12 protein-coding genes and 1 pseudogene are annotated in these 16,396 nt (G+C 73.4%); 6 read left to right on the plus strand and 7 right to left on the minus strand.

The genetic code is table 11. The features are described 5' to 3' along the window. Positions 1–358: 358 nt before the first annotated feature. Positions 359–1,432, minus strand: a pseudogene (locus QM782_RS20370) (type VI secretion system Vgr family protein); the annotation flags it as partial. Then, complete coding sequence (locus QM782_RS20375; protein ID WP_415204698.1) at positions 1,429–2,472, minus strand: hypothetical protein; 1,044 nt, start codon at positions 2,470–2,472, stop codon at positions 1,429–1,431. The pseudogene QM782_RS20370 and the gene QM782_RS20375, both read right to left, overlap by 4 nt. Positions 2,473–2,619: 147 nt before the next feature. Here QM782_RS20375 and QM782_RS20380 point away from each other — a divergent pair, with 147 nt between their 5' ends. The 6 genes from QM782_RS20380 to QM782_RS20405 all read left to right on the plus strand — a co-directional run bounded on the left by QM782_RS20380 (position 2,620) and on the right by QM782_RS20405 (position 11,321). Continuing rightward, complete coding sequence (locus tag QM782_RS20380) at positions 2,620–3,525, plus strand: M15 family metallopeptidase (RefSeq protein WP_415204699.1); 906 nt, start codon at positions 2,620–2,622, stop codon at positions 3,523–3,525. Beyond that, on the plus strand, positions 3,525–3,791 hold the full coding sequence (locus QM782_RS20385; RefSeq protein WP_415204700.1) for a PAAR domain-containing protein: 267 nt from the start codon (positions 3,525–3,527) through the stop codon (positions 3,789–3,791). The genes QM782_RS20380 and QM782_RS20385 overlap by 1 nt, the downstream gene beginning before the upstream one ends. A gap of 265 nt (positions 3,792–4,056) precedes the next feature. Further along, on the plus strand, positions 4,057–5,580 hold the full coding sequence (locus QM782_RS20390; RefSeq protein ID WP_415204701.1) for a hypothetical protein: 1,524 nt from the start codon (positions 4,057–4,059) through the stop codon (positions 5,578–5,580). Continuing rightward, entirely contained in the window at positions 5,577–9,473 is a 3,897-nt protein-coding gene (gene tssM / locus QM782_RS20395; protein ID WP_415204702.1) for a type VI secretion system membrane subunit TssM, read from the plus strand. Before QM782_RS20390 ends, tssM begins: the two co-directional genes overlap by 4 nt. Positions 9,474–9,486: 13 nt before the next feature. Then, the gene (tagF, locus tag QM782_RS20400; protein ID WP_415204703.1) at positions 9,487–10,464 is read left to right on the plus strand and encodes a type VI secretion system-associated protein TagF; all 978 of its coding nucleotides are present in this window, start codon (positions 9,487–9,489) and stop codon (positions 10,462–10,464) included. Positions 10,465–10,469: 5 nt separating this feature from the next. After that, complete coding sequence (locus QM782_RS20405) at positions 10,470–11,321, plus strand: OmpA family protein (protein ID WP_415204704.1); 852 nt, start codon at positions 10,470–10,472, stop codon at positions 11,319–11,321. A 39-nt stretch (positions 11,322–11,360) separates the two neighbouring features. On the opposite strand, the gene tssA is transcribed toward QM782_RS20405, so the two are convergent. The 5 genes from tssA to QM782_RS20430 form a co-directional block, all read right to left on the minus strand. Then, complete coding sequence (gene tssA, locus QM782_RS20410) at positions 11,361–12,425, minus strand: type VI secretion system protein TssA (RefSeq protein WP_415204705.1); 1,065 nt, start codon at positions 12,423–12,425, stop codon at positions 11,361–11,363. Positions 12,426–12,604: 179 nt separating this feature from the next. After that, positions 12,605–13,660 carry an NAD(P)-dependent alcohol dehydrogenase gene (locus QM782_RS20415; protein ID WP_415204706.1) on the minus strand — a complete coding sequence of 352 codons (1,056 nt, stop codon included), beginning with the start codon at positions 13,658–13,660 and terminating at the stop codon, positions 12,605–12,607. Between the two features lie 84 nt (positions 13,661–13,744). Next, entirely contained in the window at positions 13,745–14,605 is an 861-nt protein-coding gene (locus QM782_RS20420; RefSeq protein ID WP_415204707.1) for an oxidoreductase, read from the minus strand. 20 nt (positions 14,606–14,625) lie between these two features. After that, complete coding sequence (locus tag QM782_RS20425; RefSeq protein WP_415204708.1) at positions 14,626–15,471, minus strand: SDR family NAD(P)-dependent oxidoreductase; 846 nt, start codon at positions 15,469–15,471, stop codon at positions 14,626–14,628. Further along, a complete protein-coding gene (locus QM782_RS20430; RefSeq protein ID WP_415204709.1) occupies positions 15,426–16,382 on the minus strand; it encodes an SDR family NAD(P)-dependent oxidoreductase in 957 nt (318 codons plus the stop codon). The genes QM782_RS20425 and QM782_RS20430 overlap by 46 nt, the downstream gene beginning before the upstream one ends. Positions 16,383–16,396 lie beyond the last annotated feature (14 nt).

Below are 16,396 nucleotides of genomic sequence, written 5' to 3' on the forward strand. Positions count from 1 at the left end.
CCCGCTGGCGCGCTCCTGGCCGTCGGGGCCGACGACGGTGGCGGTGAGCAGGCCCGGGGCGCTGGGCACGGGGTGGCGGCGCGCGCCGGTGCCGTCGAGCAGCTGGGGACGCCAGGGCACGCTGGCGCGGATGGCCGTGAAGGCGTTGCCGTAGCCGGTGGCGGCGGCCTGCGCGCGCAGCTCGGCGTCCAGCGGGGGGAGCGGCGTCCAGCGGCGGCGCGGTGTCCAGGGCGCCTGGCGCCTGCAGCGCTGGCGCGCCCAGCGCCTGGGCGATGGCGTCGCTCAGGTCCTTGGGCAGGTTGTTGATGCCGGCGTGGGTGACGGCGGTGAGCAGGAAGCGGCGGTGCTCGGAATCAGGTTGATCGGACAGGCCGGGCAGGGCGTCCAGTTCGCTGCCGGTGAGGCGGAACCACTGGCCGGCGGTGAAGCTGCGCACGGTGGCGCGGCCCAGCCAGGTCTTGTGGCGGGCCTCGTGGGCCTGCTGCATCAGGCGGGCGGCGCGTTCGGCGTCGGCGGTGTCGGCAAAGGCCTCGGCGCCGGCGTCGTCGAAGTCCTCCAGCGCCGGGGCGCCGGGGCCGGCGAAGGCGGCGGCGGTGGGCACGCTGGCGGCCACGGCGCGCTTGGCCTGGTGGTCCCAGGCCAGCACGGTGGTGGTGGCCACGGGCAACTGGCGCCGCCCGCCGAAGGCCTGCACCGCGTCCTGCATCTGCTGCGCGCCGCTGGCGTGAAAGCGCACGCCGGCGCCGCCTGCGCCGTCCGTGCCACCCTGGGCGCTCACCGCGTCCTCGGGGCAGGCGGCGCGGGCGGGGCTGTCGGCCAGCAGCACCAGGGTGTGGCCCAGCGGGGCGTCGTCCTGGCGCTGCAGCCGCATGGCGATGCCCTCGCGCGCGAGCAGGCGCTGCACGAACGCCAGGTCGCTCTCACGGTACTGCACGGTGTAGCTGCGCACGCCGGCATGGGCGCTGGCCTGCAGGTGCGCGGCCACGCAGGGCGCCCACTGCCAGGCGGCCTGGGGGTAAGCGGCGAACAGGCTCTCGACGATCTCCACCACGCTGCGCTCCTGCCAGACCTGGCTGCGCCGGCTGTGCGCCAGCAGCGCCAGCCAGGGCTGCATGGTCAGGCGGTAGCGCGCGAAGCCGCCGTCGGCGTCCTCGGCGATGGCCTGGGTGACCAGGCCGCTGCGCGGCAGCTCGCTGCCGTCGGCCAGCCGGCTCCACAGCGTCAGGCGCTGGCCCAGGAACTGGGCGGGCTCCAGCGTGGCGTCGGGCGACAGCGTGCTCACCGACAGCGTCCAGGGCTCGTCCAGCGCCTCGTGCAGCGTCCAGGCTTCCACCAGCAGGCCGGACAGCGCGCCCTCGCCCTGCAGCCGGTACAGCCGCGTCGCCTCGGATAGCAGCACGCTGCGCAGGGTCGCGGTGATGTCCAGGGTCATGACTGGCCGTGGCCCGCCAGCTCGCGCGCGGCGCGCTGGGCGGCCTTGCGTTCGTGGGCCGGACAGGCGTCGGCCTTGCCCCAGTAGCCCTCGCAGATGCGGGCGCGGCAGGCCAGGGTGCGGTCGCTGCGGGCGTTGTGGCCGCAGGAGGCCACCTGCTCGGCGATGCTGCGGGACTTCGCCGCCGGGGCGGCGGCGCTGTCGATGCCGGACATCAGCGCGGTGACGATGGCGACGTCGGGGTCGGCCGGGGCGGGGCGGGCCGTGGCGGTGCCGGCCTTGCGGGCGGTGGCCGCGGGCTTGGCGGCGGGGGCCTTGGCCTTGTCCGCCTTGGCCAGGTGCGTGGGGCGCGCGTCGGCCGGCTTGGCCTGGGGCTTGCGCTGGGCCTTCGCTGGTTCGGGCGCGCGGGCCGCCGGGAGCGCCGCCGCAGCCGGAGGATGGGGCAGGGCGGTGGCGGCTGCGGCCGCTGCGGCGGCCGTTGCGGCGGCCGTTGCGGCCTGCGCGACGGGGGGCGCCGCGGGTTCTGCCGGCACCGGGGGCGTGGCGGCGGGCGCGGCTGGCATGGCGGCCGAGGCCAGCGTGGCTTCCGCGGCCGGGGCGGCCAGCGCGGCGGGGGCGGGCGGATCGGCCGGCAGCGTCTCGATGCGTGCCGCCGTGGGCGCGGCCTCGTCGGCGCTGCTGGCCGGAGCCGCGGGCGGCGGGGCGTCGGCAGCCGGATGGCGGGTGTCGGGCGAGGCGGCGGCCAGGCGTTCGGGCATTGCGGACGGGAAGGCGTCGGGCCCGGGCTGGTGCCGCCACTGGGTCCATGCCAGGCCGCCCAGCAGCAGCAGCACGGCGGCGCCGGCCAGCAGCCATTTCGAGGTCCGCGCGGCGGGGCGGCGGCCGGCCGTGGCGGCCGGGGCCGCGCCGCCGTTCTGCCGCAGGGCCTGCAGGATGGAGTCCGGACGCGTGCCGCCCGAGCCGGGCGAACCCATCAGCGAGGGTCGGGCCGACCCGCTGCGTTGCAGGCGTTCGTCGTTGGCGTCGTTGGAATGCGGCAAGGCCGTTTCTCCCGGGAGTGGGTGCGAGAAGCGTGCGGGGGTGGGGGGCGCGGGGAGGGTGGATTCTAAGTGGCGCGCCGGCCGCGCCCGCGGGTGGGGTGCGGGGCTGGGCGAGAATCACGGCCCCGTTTTTCGTCCACTGCGGCTGTGATCTTCGTTGGTGTCTTCCTGTATCTGTTGCTGGTGTCCACCGTGGCCGCGTGGCTGCTGCTGCCCGGAGTGCGGCGCTGGCTGGGCCGGCGCACGGTGGCCGTGGCCTCGACCGGGCGCGGTGCGCTGCGCAGCGGTGGCGGCCAGCTGCGGCGGCGCACGCGGGCCACGCGCCGCTCGCTGGCCGTGGCCGCGCAGGCCCTCGGCGACTGGCGCGGGCCGGTGCGCTGGTGGCTGGCGGCGGCGCTGCTGCTGGGGGCCGTGCCCGCGCTGACGCTGTGGCTGCGCCAGTGGCATGCCTACGACGGCTTCGACCACACGGCCAGCCGCGCGGCCAACCCGCAGGTGGCCGCCTTGCTGGCGGGCGAGCAGCTCGTGCCGCCGGCGCCGCTGCCGCCCGAGCTGTTCACGACACCCGAGCTGGAGCGCGAGCGCCCGGCCATCGCCACCGCCAGCCGGCACTGGGAGCTGCTGGACGGCGAGTTCCGCAACCGGCTGCTGGCCGTCTACCGCATCATGCGCGAGCAGCACGGCTACGAGATGGTGCTGCTGGAGGGCTACCGCAGCCCCGAGCGGCAGGCGCAGCTGGCGGCCCTCGGCCCGCAGGTCACGCAGGCCGGGCCGGGCCACAGCTACCACCAGTACGGCCTGGCGGCCGACAGCGCGTTCCTCATCGATGGCCGAATCGTGATCAATGAACGGGATCCGGTGGCCGCGCACGGCTACGAGATCCTGGGTGCCGTTGCACAATCGGCCGGCCTGGTCTGGGGCGGCAGCTGGCGCAGCCTGAAGGACCTGGGCCATGTCGAATTGCGCCGGCCCGGCGTGATGCGCAGCCTGCCGGCCGCGCCGCCCGGTCCGTCGAACCCACCTTCTTCACCATCCTTCCCGGGAGCATCCTGATGAGCCGACCCTTCATCGTGATAGGCGACATGACCGATCACGGCGGTACCGTGATCGAGGGCGCGCCGTTCACGGACACCGGCGGCAAGCGCATCGCCCGCGTGGGCGACAAGGTCACCTGTCCCCGGCGGGGCCATGGCTCGGTGACGGTGATCGCCACCGGCGACCCGACCTGCATCATCGACGGCCAACCCGCCGCCCGCCAGGGCGACAAGACCGCCTGCGGCGCGACGCTGCTGGCCAGCCAGGTGGTCACCACCGACTGAAGCGGTGAACGAACCGCTCACCCCCACGCGAGGCTCCCGATGACCCACTGTTCGCAACTTTGTGGCCGCACCCAGGGCTTCGCCCTGCGCGCCGGGGGCCGCCGGGCCGCAGGCGGGCGTTGCAGTCCTTGCGCTGGCGCGATCCATGGTGGCGGCTTGCGGCCTGGCGCCCCCCGTCGTGGGCGCGGTCGGTTGGTTCGCGGCTTCTGATCCGGGCTCCCGCGCGCGTTCGTTCCTGTCTTCCGTCGTCCTCCGTCTGCATCCGATGCGGTTTCTTCGCGGCCTCGGCCTGTTCATCGCGATCACCTGCCTGGTGTGGGTGGGTGTGCTGTGGCATTGGCAGGCCACGCGCCGCGACATGTCGGTCGAGGACATCGTGGTCTACCTCGGCGCGCTGCCGCTCGTGCTGTTCGTGCTGGTGCTGGCGGCGCGCTGGGCCTGGCGCGGCGCGGCAGCCAAGGCCTCCGCGGCTGCGGCAGCTGTGGCTGCGCCGGCCGCCCCTGCCGCGCAGCCCGCGGCCGGCGCGGACGAGGCGGCCCGCCACGCCACCATGCAGCTGCTGGCCGCGCACGTCTGCTGCGCCGCGGCCGCGTCGGTGGACGAACTGCTCGGCGCGGCCGAGGCCGGCCAGCCGCGGCCGGCGCTGCAGGCCGGGCTGCTCGACGCCGGCGGCCTGCCGGTGCTGGCCGCCGCGGTGGCCGAGCCGCCGCTGGAGGCCGCCACCCAGGCCCTGGAAGAGGCCGCCGCCGAGCTGGCGCGGCTGCATCCGGCCGACACGCCGGCGGCGCCCAGCGAGACGCTGGTGCGCGCGCTCGTGCTGCTGGCCGCGCCGCTGGCCGATGCCGTGGCGGTGCTGGCCGCCTGGCCCGGGCGCCTGTTGCCACCCGAGCGCCTGCCGGGCCAGCCGGCGCAGCCGGCCAGCCACCGCGTACGGGTGCTGCCCGCCTGGCCGGCCGGCCTGCCCGAGGCCGAGCTCGCGCTGGCGCGGGCCTGGCTGCGCCAGCAGCTGCTGGTGCTCGGCGAAGGCCTGGTGCATCCCGATGCCTGGGTGGTGCAGCCCGGCGGCAGCGCCAGCGGCCCCGAGCTGTGGCTGGAGGCCGACCGCCTGCACGCCAGCCTGCAGCGCGAGGGCCTGGACGACCCGCTGCTGCTGCTGGCCTGCCACAGCGACGTGACCGAGGCCGCGGTGCGCCAACTGGGCGATGCCGGCCAGCTGTTCGGCAGCGCCTGCCCCAAGGGCGTGATCCCCGGCGAGGCGGCGGCCGCGCTGCTGCTGGCCGGTCCCGACTGGCCGCCGGCCGCGCCCGACGCGCCGCCGTACCCGCACCTGCACCGCGCCGCGGTGGCGCGGCGCGACAAATCGGTGGACGCCGCCGGCCGCACCAGTGCCGACCTGGCCGCCGAGCTGCTGCGCCAGGCGCTGGCCGCGGCGCGCCTGGCGCCCGATGCCGTGGCCGGCCTGGCCGACGACGCCGACCAGCACAGCGCCCGCGCGCCCGAGCTGTACGGCGCCATGGTGGCCCAGCTGCCACACCTGGACGCCGCCGAGGACCACCGCATGGCCGGCCACCTGCTGGGCCGCGCCGGCGCCGCCGGCACGCTGGCGGCGGTGGCGATGGCCGCACGCTGCGCCGCCGCCGGCGGCAAGCCCTGGCTGGCGCTGGCCGTGGGTGATGCACACTGGCGGCTTGCGCTGGTGGCGCGCCCCGAGGCGCCCCCGCCCGCCGACGACGGCGCGTCCACCCGGCCCGGCGCCGCCGGGGAGCCGCCGAACAAGAACACGACATGAAGCGTATCTGGACATATTTCTACGACACCCGGGTGCTCACCGTGGTGGGGCTGGCGGCGCTGGCGGCCTTCCTGTTCCTGGGCGCCGAGACGCTGAAGGTGGCGCTGGTCTGGGCGGCGCTGGCGTTCGCCCTGTTCCTGCTGGTCTGGGGCGTGGTGTGGCTGGTGCAGAAGTGGCGCGCGCGCCGGGCCGGGCAGGCGCTGGAGCAGGCCATCGACGAGCAGGCGGCGCGCGCCGCCCGCGCCGTGCCCGACGACAAGCGGGCCGAGGTGGCCGCGCTGCGCGAACGCATGCACCAGGCGATCAAGACGATCAAGGGCTCCAAGCTGGGCCAGCTGGCCGGCGCCGGCGCGCTGTACGAACTGCCCTGGTACATGGTGATCGGCAACCCGGCGGCGGGCAAGAGCACGGCCATCATCCGCTCGGGCCTGACCTTCCCGTTCGCCGGCGAGGGCGGCGCCGGCGGCGACCGCGCCAGCGGCAACATCATCCAGGGCATCGGCGGCACCCGCAATTGCGACTGGTTCTTCACCAGCGAGGGCATCCTGCTGGACACTGCCGGCCGCTATTCGGTGCACGACGAGGACCGTGGCGAGTGGCTGGGTTTCCTGGACCTGCTGAAGAAGCACCGGTCCAAGGCGCCGATCAACGGCATCATCATCGCGGTCAGCGCGGCCGAGCTGGCGCAGGGCCGGCCCGAGCAGGCCATCCAGCTGGCCAAGAGCCTGCGCCAGCGCGTGCAGGAGCTGACCGAGCGGCTGGAGGTGTTCGCCCCGGTGTACCTGGTCTTCACCAAGGCCGACCTGATCGCCGGCTTCGCCGACTTCTTCGACGACACCGACGGCAGCGAGCGCGAGCGCATCTGGGGCACCTCGCTGCCCTACGCCCAGGCCGAGGGGGTGAACGCGCTGGGGCAGTTCGAGACGCGCTTCGACGAGTTGACCGAGGGCCTGAAGGCAATGTCGCTGGCGCGCATGTCGCTGGCCCGCCAGCAGACGCTGGCGCCCGGGGTGCTGGCCTTTCCGCTGGAGTTCGCCGCGCTCAAGCCGGCGCTGCGCGCCTTCGTCGCCACGCTGTTCGAGGAGAACCCGTTCCAGTTCAAGCCGGTCTTCCGCGGCTTCTACTTCACCAGCGCGGTGCAGCAGGGCGCCTCGGCCAGCCTGGCCAGCGAGCAGGTGGCGCAGCAGTTCGGCCTGGCCGGTGGCGGCGAGCGCGGCGCGCCGCGGACGCTGTCCGACGCCGGCTTCTTCCTGAAGGACCTGTTCTCGAAGGTGGTGTTCGCCGACCGCAACCTGGTGCGGCAATACACCAGTCGCAACAAGCTGCGCTGGCGCACCGCGGCGCTGGTGCTGGGCGTGGTGGCGCTGGCGGCCGCGCTGGGCGGCTGGAGCTGGTCGTACCTGGGCAACCGCCAGTTGATGTCCAACGTGCGCGCCGACCTGGACAAGGCGATCAAGCTGCAGGCCGAGCAGCCCGACCTGGCCTCGCGGCTGGCGTCGCTGGAGATCCTGCAGGACCGCATCGAGCAGCTCAAGCGCCACCGCGAGGCCCCGCCGCTGGGCCTGTCGCTGGGCCTGTACCAGGGCGAGGCGATCGAGCGCAAGCTGCGCGAGGAGTACTTCGCCGGCATCCGCCAGGTGATGCTGCAGCCGGTGGCCCAGGCCATCGAGGGCTACTTGGCCGAGGTCAACGCCCATCCCGAGCGGCTCAAGCCCATGGTGCGCACGCCCGAATCGGGCGCCGCGCCGGCCGAGCGCGCCCGCCGGGCCGACGGCGCGCGCTTCGTCGATGCCTCGCCCGAGGATTCGTCCGAGGCCTACAACGCGCTCAAGACCTACCTGATGCTGGGTGACCGCGAGCGCCTGGAGCCCGGCCACCTGACCGACCAGATCACCCGCTTCTGGCGCGGCTGGCTGGACGACAACCGCGGCACCCTGCCGCGCGAGCAGATGATCCGCAGCGCCGAGCAGCTGATCAGCTTCGTCACCGCCAACCTGACCGATCCGGCGTTTCCGGTGCTGAGCAACCAGCTCGCCCTGGTGGACCAGACGCGCGAGAACCTGCGCGAGGTGGTCAAGGGCATGCGCGGCATCGAGCGCGTCTACGCCGACATCAAGACCCGCGCGGCGACCCGCTTCCCGCCGATCACCGTGGCCGGGCTGCTGACCGAGGCCGACAAGGGCACCATCGCCGGCAGCCATGCCGTGCCCGGCCCGTTCACCCGCGAGGCCTGGGACGGCTACGTCGAGCAGGCCTTCAAGGACGCCGCCGGCAAGGAGCTGCAGAGCGTGGACTGGGTGCTCAAGACCAGCGCCCGCGACGACCTGACGCTGGAAGGCAGCCCCGAGCAGATCCGCAAGGAGCTGACCGAGCTGTACAAGAAGGAATACGTCGCCGAGTGGCGGCGCTTCATGCAGGGCGTGACGGTGGGCGAGTTCACCGATTTCAACGTCGCCGTCGATCGCCTGAACCGGCTGGGCGACCCGCAGCAGTCGCCCATCCGCAAGCTGATGCAGACGCTGTTCGACCAGACCTCCTGGGACAACCCGTCGCTGTTCAACGAGCGCCTGGCCACCACCCAGCGCGGCCTGGTGGCCTGGTTCAAGCAGACCATCCTGCGCCAGGCGCCCACGCGGGTGGACATCAACCTGAAGATCGAGACACAGCAGGCGAATATTCCGCTGGGGCCGATCGGGCGCGAGTTCGCGCCGCTGGCGCGCATCATGATGTCGCGCGACAACAGCACGCCGCCGATCGCCGAATACCTGCAGACGCTGGCCAAGCTGCGCACCCGCTTCAACCAGATCAAGAACCAGGGCGACCCCGGCCCGGGCGCGCGCGCGCTGATCGGCAAGACGCTGGACGGCGGCGACTCCGAGCTGGCCGAGACCCTGCGCTACGTGGACGAGCGCATGCTGGTGGGCATGACCGACAGCGCCAAGGCCGCGCTGCGCCCGGTGCTGGTGCGGCCGTTGATCCAGGCGCTGGCGGTGGCCGTGCCGCCGGCCGAGACCGAGCTGAACCGCATCTGGGCCGCCCAGGTGGCCGATCCGTTCCAGCGCACGCTGGCCACCAAGTACCCGTTCGATCCGGCGTCGCGGGTGGAGGCCGGGCCGGCCGAGATCGCCAAGGTCTTCGGCCCCGATGGCGCGGTGGCCAAGTTTGCCGGCGAGACCCTGGGGCCGCTGGTGGTGCGGCGCGGCGACCTGGTGGAGCCGCGCAAATGGGCCGATGTGGGCGTGCGCCTGAAGCCCGAGTTCATGGCCGGCTTCCCGGCCTGGGTGAGCCCGCTCGAAGGGCCGAACGCACCGGCCGGCGGCGCCGCGCCCGCGGGTGCCGTGGCCGGCACGCCCGCCACGCCCAGTGCCGACCAGACCGTGTTCCAGGTGCTGCCCCAGGGCACGCCGGGGCTGAGCGAGTACACCCTGGTGATCGACGGCCAGACGCTGCGCTACCGCAACACCGCGCCCGAGTGGACGCAGATGGTGTGGCCCAACCCCGCCGGCACGGCCGGTGCGCGGCTGACCGCGGTGACCAACGACGGCCGCAGCATCGACCTGGTCAACGAGCCGGGCAGCAACGGCCTGACCCGCTTGTTCGAGACCGCGCAGCGGCGCCGGCTGCCCGACGGCAGCAACGAGATGAGCTGGACCCAGGGCACCTACCGCGTCACGCTGCACCTGAAGGTGCTGCGCTCGCCGGGCGAGGCGCCGCCGCCGGCCGCCGCCGCCCAGTCGGGCCAGGCGGCACCGCCGCCGGTGGCCAGCAACAAGCTCAAGGGCGTGAAGCTGCCCGCGCTGGTGGCCGGTGCCGACGCGCCGGTGCTGGCCGCGCAGGCGGCCGCCCCCGTGGCGGCGCCGGCGGCGACGCCAGCTGCTTCCGGACGGCCGTGACGCGAGCGCCATCATGAACGGCCAACCGTTGCTGTATTTCGGCAAGCTGCCTTCGCGGGGCGACTTCGTGCGCAGCGCGCACGCGCCCGGGCTGATCCAGACGCTGGACCGCTGGCTGACCAGCGGCGTGGAGGCGCTGGCGGTCGATCCGCGCTGGAAAGAGGTGTACGACCAGGCCCGGCCGGCGCACTTCGCGTTCCTCGGCTCGCACAACCCACACGGCCTGGTGGGCCACCTGCTGGCCAGCCGCGACGCCTCGGGCCGGCGCTTCCCGTTCATCACCGCCGCGCGGCTGGAGACGGACGCGCCGCTGGCCTTCCTGGCGCGCAGCCCGCTGGCGCTCAGCCGGGCCTGGCTGCGGCTGGGCGCGGCAGCGCGCAACGCCCACGACGCGGCCGACGCCGGGCCGGCGCTGGGCGAGCTGGCCGGCATCGAGGTGGCGGTGGAAAGCGCGGCCAACGCCTACGACGCCAGCCTGCGCGACTTTCTGGACATGCAGACCGTGTCGGGCCTGACCGCCATGCTGGCCCAGGCCGGCCACGTGCTGGACCTGCGCCAGCTGGTGCTGGGACTGGGCCTGCTGCTGCAGCCGCTGCCGGCCAGCGGCGCGCATTCGCTGGACCGCGGCCTGCTGCTGCCGTTGCCGGCCGACCCGCTGTACCGCTCGCTGGTGGCCGCGCTGTGGCTGGACCTGGTGGCCGGCTTCCTGGCGCGCGCCGACTTCGAGCTGGCGCTGTTCCTGCCCACGCCCGACGATGGCCCGCCGGTGCTGGCGCTGGGCTTCGACGGCGCGTCCGCACGTTCGCTGCACGCGCTGCTGGACCCGGCCTTCGGCCGCGAGGTCTACATCGACACCCGCGACGCGGCCTGGGTGGAAGAGCACCTCGGCCAGGACTACGGGGTGCACAAGCTGTCCACCTACCTGGCGCAGGGCGGCATGTCGCTGCGCCAGGCGGTGCAGACCTTCAAGGAAGCCTTTCTCGGGAGCTGAACGCGATGGCAAGCCTCATTCATCGGCCCGGCGCCTGGGCGGCCGTGGCCGCGCTGGCGCTGCTGGCACCCGCGGCCTGGGCGCAACAGGGCCGCCCGGCGGCGGCCGGCGCGTCGGCGCCACCGGCGGCCGCGGCGCGCCCCACCGGCGCGGCGACGCAGCCCGGCATGGTGGTGGTGGCCGGCACGGTGCCCGACGAGGCGGCGCGCCAGGCCATCATCGGCCGCATGCGCGAGCTGTACGGCGCCGACCGGGTGGTGGACCACCTGGGCGTGGGCAACCTGGTGGCGCCGCCCAACTGGGCCCAGCACGTGCAGCGCATGCTGACGCCCGAGCTGAAGCAGGTCAGCCGCGGGCAGATCACCATCCAGGGCAACGTGGTCGAGGTCAAGGGCGAGGTGCGCAACGAGGCGGTGCGCCAGCAGCTGGTGAGCACGCTCTCGACCCAGATCAACAACCCCACCTACACGGTGCGCAACGGCCTGCGCGTGGCCGGGCCGGGGCAGGAGCAGGTGGATGCGGCGCTGGCCAACCGCATCATCGAGTTCGAGACCGGCAGTGCCCAGCTCACCGCCGGCGGCCAGGGGGTGCTGGACCAGCTGGTGCCGGTGCTGCGGCAGCTGCAGGGCCGCAAGTTCGAGATCATCGGCCACACCGACGCGCAGGGCGCGCGCGCCACCAACGTGGCGCTGTCGATCGCCCGCGCCGAAAGCGTCAAGACCTACCTGGTGGGCAAGGGCCTGCCCGAGCTGGCGTTCAGCACCTCGGGCGTCGGGCCCGACCGGCCGGTGGCCGGCAACGACACCGCCGAGGGCCGCGCGCGCAACCGGCGCATCGAGTTCCGCGTCGGGCAGTAGGGGCAAGGCGGGCCGGCGGCCCGGGCCTGCGCGGCCGGATCAGCTGCCGCTGCTGCCGTCGTCCGGCGGCGCGATGCCCAGCAGCTCTTCCAGCTGCGCGAGCGTGGTGCCGTCCTTCATCACGTGGCGCAGCCAGGCGTGCAGCGGCATGTCGCCCCAGGCGGCCGCGCGCTCGACCAGGTAGGCCACCGGGCTGTGCGGCTCGGTGCGGCGGAAGAACTCGGCCACCTCGCGCAGCTGCGCCAGCGCCTGCGCGCGCGTGGCCGGCGCGCCACCGGCGAAGGTGCCGCCGGCCGCGGCGGGCGCCTCGGGCGCGGCCGGCTTGCCGGCGGTGGATGGCGGCGGGGCGGCGTCGGTCCTGCCCCCCATCTCGCGTACCAGGCGCTCCAGTTCGGCCACCGCATCGGCCACCGCCTCGCGCGTGGCGACGAAGCCGGGGCCGTCGTCGCCCAGGCGCGCATCCACCGCCTGCTGCAGTCCGTTCAGGGCCGCGGCGGCGCGGCGCGCGCCGGCCAGCGCCGCCACTACGTCGGCCACCGGCGCCTGGCGCTGCACGCGCAGGATGTCGTCCATGTTCGGGTAGCCCTCGGCCTGCGCGCTGCCTTCCGGCGCCAGCGCGCGCTGGCGGGCGGCATCCAGGTCGGCCAGCGTGAAGCCGGCGTCCTCGTGCCGCAGCACGGCCACGCGGCGGCAGGCGCTGCCCACCAGGGCCAGCAGCCACTGGATGCTGCCGATGCGCTGCTCCTGGTCGCCGTCCTCGGCCTGCGGGTGCACGTCGTTCCAGGCGCCGTCGACCAGCCCGGCGTACAGGTCCAGCCCGTCGGCCAGCCCGGCATAGCCGCGCAGGCGCGCGGCCGCCTCGGTGTACCAGCCCGCCACGCGCAGGTCCTTGCTGCGCTCGCCCAGCAGCGTCTCGCAGGCTTGCAGCACGCCCGGCCAGTCGGCGCGCTTGAGGGCGGTCTTCCAGTCGCCCTGCTTCAGCGTGGCGTCGTCCTCGCGCCGCAGCTCGCGCAGCGCGTCGAACTCGGCGGAGAAGCTCATGTCGGGGCCGCAGGGGGCGTCCGCGTCGAACGGGCGCAGCAGCGGGGCGAGGTCGGTGTTCATGGTGTCGGGATGGCGGGTGGATGCAGGCAGGCGGCTTGGCGCGGGTGGTGGCCGGGGATGCGTCCGCGGCCCGCAATGATCGCCGGCCCTGGCGGGTGCGCTGGCCCTCGGCGTCCGCATGCCAGGCCGGGGCCATTATGCGGCCCGCCGCTCCGGGGCAGCGGGCCTGCGTGGCCGCTTCAGGCCACGGTGTCCGGCAGGCTGGCCATGTCGATCACGAAGCGGTAGCGCACGTCCGAGCGCTCCATGCGCTCGAAGGCCTGGTTGATCTGGTCCATGCGGATCATTTCACAGTCGGGCAGGATGTTCCGGCGCGCGCAGAAGTCCAGCATTTCCTGGGTCTCGGGGATGCCGCCGATCATCGATCCGGCGATGCGCCGGCGGCCCATGATGGCGGGCACGGTGAACAGCTCGTCCATGTTGCCGAGCTGGCCGACCAGCACCAGCGTGGCGTCGATGTCCAGCAGCGGGACGTAGGGGTTGATGTCGTGCTTGACCGGCACGGTGTCGATGATCACGTCGAAGCCGTTGGCCGCGGCGGCCAGCGCCTGGGCGTCGGAGGTGTCGAGCAGGCGGTCGGCGCCCAGCGCCAGCGCGTCGGCCTCCTTGGCCCTGGAGCGGCTCAGCACCGTGACGTGCGCGCCCATGCCCACGGCCAGCTTCACGGCCATGTGGCCCAGGCCGCCCAGGCCGACCACCCCCACGCGGCTGCCGGGGCCGACGTTCCAGGTGCGCAGCGGCGAGTAGGTGGTGATGCCCGCGCACAGCAGCGGCGCGGCGCGCGACAGGTCCAGCCCTTCGGGCATGCGCAGCACGAAGTCGTCCTTCACCACGATGTGCCTGGAATAGCCGCCGTAGGTGGTCTCGCCGGTGACGCGGTCCCTGCCGTTGTAGGTCTCGGTGAGGATCTCGCGGCACATGTGCTCGTTGCCCAGGTGGCACTGGTCGCAATGCTGGCAGCTGTCGACGAAGCAGCCCACGGCCACGTGCTCGCCCACCTTGTGCCTGGTGACCTCGGGGCCGACGGCGGTGACGCGGCCGACGATCTCGTGGCCCGGCACCACCGGGTACATCGCGCGGCCCCAGTCGTTGCGGGCCATGTGCAGGTCGGAATGGCATACGCCGCAGTAGAGGATCTCGATGCCCACGTCGTCGGGCCGCAGTGCGCGGCGCTCGATGGCGTGGGGGGCCATGGGGGAGGTGGCCGACTGGGCGGCGTAGCTGGCGGTTTTCATGGGTCGTGGTGCTTTCTCAAAAATCGTGGCTGCCAGCGCTTGGCTGGCGGGCGCCGGCGGCCAAGCGGGCGATGCAAGTAGTCGTCAAAGCGCCTGGGCCGTGTTCTTCACGGCGCCGGGGATCAGCGTGTCCTCGCCGCGGGCGCGCCACTGGGCCAGGTCGCGCTTGCGCGAGGCGACGGCGCCTTCCCACAGCTGGTAGGCGTCCTCGCCCAGCATCAGGCGCACCGGCGCGGTGTCGCTGTCCACCATGTCGATGACCACCTGCATGCCCTTGGCCGGGTCGCCCATCTGCTGGCCGTTCTGCGTGGCGTAGTAATCGTCCATGCCCGCGTCCAGCGGCGCGTAGTCGGCGATGCGGCCCTCGGCCTTCATGGCGGCGCTGCCCGCGAAGCCGGTGCGGAAGGCGCCGGGCTCGACCAGCGTCACGCGCACGCCGAAGGGCTTGACCTCGTGGTGCAGCGCCTCGGTGAAGCCTTCCAGCGCGAACTTGGAAGCGTTGTACAGGCCGCTGCCGGGGAAGGCCACCAGGCCGGCGATGCTGGTCAGGTTGAGGATGTGGCCCGCTTTGCGCGCGCGCATCTGCGGCAGCACCTCGCGCGACAGCTCGGCGGCGGCGAAGAAGTTCAGTTCCATCTGCGCACGGATCTGCGCGGAGGTGAACTCCTCCAGCGCACCGTAGGAACCCGCGCCGGCGATGTTGGCCAGCACGTCGATGCGGCCGAACTTGTCGTTCGCGGCCTGGAGCGCGGCGGCGCGCGAGGCGGCGTCGGTCACGTCCAGCTGCAGCGCCAGCGCGCGCTCGCCGTGCGCGGCGGCGATGGCTTGCAGCGGCTCCAGGCGGCGCGCGGTCAGCACGGCGCTGTCGCCCCTGGCCAGAACGAGCCGGGCCAGTTCCTTGCCGAAGCCGGACGATGCGCCGGTGATGAACCAGGTTTTGCTCATGTCGATACTCCTTGGAAGAATCAGAAGTTGATGCCGTTGTCCACCGTCAGCACGCGGCCCGTCACGGCGCGCGACATGTCGCTGGCAAGATAAAGAATGGCGTTGGCCTGGTCTTGCGGCTGGGTCGCGGGCAATTCCAGATTGCTGTACAGCGCGCCGTACTTGGCCATGCCCGAGCAGCCGCCCAGCATGTTGCCATCGAAGTAGGCGCGCGCCAGATCGGTATCGGTCGCGCCCGGTGCCACCGCGTTGCAGCGGATCTTCGTACCGGCGAAGCGGATGGCGATGTTGCGGGTCAGGTTGTTCACCGCGCCCTTGGTGGAGGTATAGGCCGGGCCGCACACCGGCAGTTCGCCATTGACCGACGACACGTTGACGATCACGCCTTCGTCGCGCGGCATGAAGTGCTGCACGGCCTCGCGGCAGAAGCGGAACACGCCCAGATAGTTCACGCTCACCACCTGCTCCAGCACTTCGTCGGTGGTTTCCTCGATCGAGCACAGATCGGCGATGCCGGCGTTGTTGACCAGGATGTCCACCTGGCCGAAGGCTTCGATCGCACGCTCGAACACTTGCTTCGGTGCGGCACGGTCGGCGGAATCGGCCACCACGCCGATGGCTTTGCCACCCTGGGCCGTCAGCGCCTGCACGGCTTCGTCCAGTTCCTTCTGCCGGCGCGCGGTGATGACGACGTTGGCGCCTTCGGCGATGAACAGTTCGGCCGCTGCACGGCCAATGCCTTTGCTGCCGCCGGTGATGACGGCGGTCCTGCCTTGGAGAAGTTGTTTCATGGGAGCTCCTGTCGATGGTGTGGAGGGGTTCAGGCGAATGCGTCGATGCCGGTCAGCTCGGCCGACAGCTTCCACAGGCGCCGGGCCTGCCCGGGGTCGATGGCGTAGCTGCGCACGCCGGATTCGGTGGGCTGCGGACTGTCGTCGCGCCGCGCCACGTCGCAGTCCTCGCAATACAGGCCGCCCTTGCCCTGCAGCAGTGGCGAGGTGGCGGCCCACACCGTGGTGGCGGCGCCTTGCGGCACGGTCTTGAAGGTCGGGTCGATCAGGTCGCCCTGGTCGTCGAACCAGCCCAGGGCCTGCATTTCCGCCATGTCCATGTGGCGCTGCAGCGGCGTGTGGATCTTGCCGGGGTGCACCGAGAACGCGCGCACGCCCTTGGCCTGGCCCAGGATGTCGAGCTGCCTGGCGAACAGTGCGGTGGCCGTCTTGGACTGGCCGTAGGCCAGCCATTTGTCGTAGCCGGTGGTGAACTGCACGTCGTCCCAGCGCATGGGGCAGTAGTGATGGCCCATGGACGACAGCGCCACGACGCGCGCGCCGGGCGCGATGGCGGGCCACAGCAGGTTGACCAGCGCGTAGTGGCCCAGGTGGTTGGTGCCGAACTGCGACTCCCAGCCGTTGCCGACGCGGGTTTCGGGGTTGGCCATGACGGCGGCGTTGCAGATGGCGATGCCGGCCGTGCGCCCGCTGGCGACGAAGCGCCCGGCACAGGCGCGCACGCTGTCCAGGTCGGCCAGGTCGAGCCGATCCACCTCGACGTTCCTGACGCCGTCCAGCGCCTGGTGCGCCGCTTCCGGGTGGCGTGCCAGCACCAGCACGTGCGCACCGGCGCCGGCCAGGGCCCGGGTGGTTTCCTGGCCCAGGCCCGAATGGCCGCCGGTGACGATGGCGAGCTTGCCGGAAAGGTCGATGCCGGCCAGCACGTCGGCAGCGGTGCTGCGGGCGCCGAAGCCCGGGTTCAGGGGTGTTTGCGGATCTTGCATGGTGGTGGCTTGGT

The sequence above is a fragment of the Pseudorhodoferax sp. genome (assembly GCF_047601025.1).
GTDB lineage: Bacteria > Pseudomonadota > Gammaproteobacteria > Burkholderiales > Burkholderiaceae_C > Pseudorhodoferax.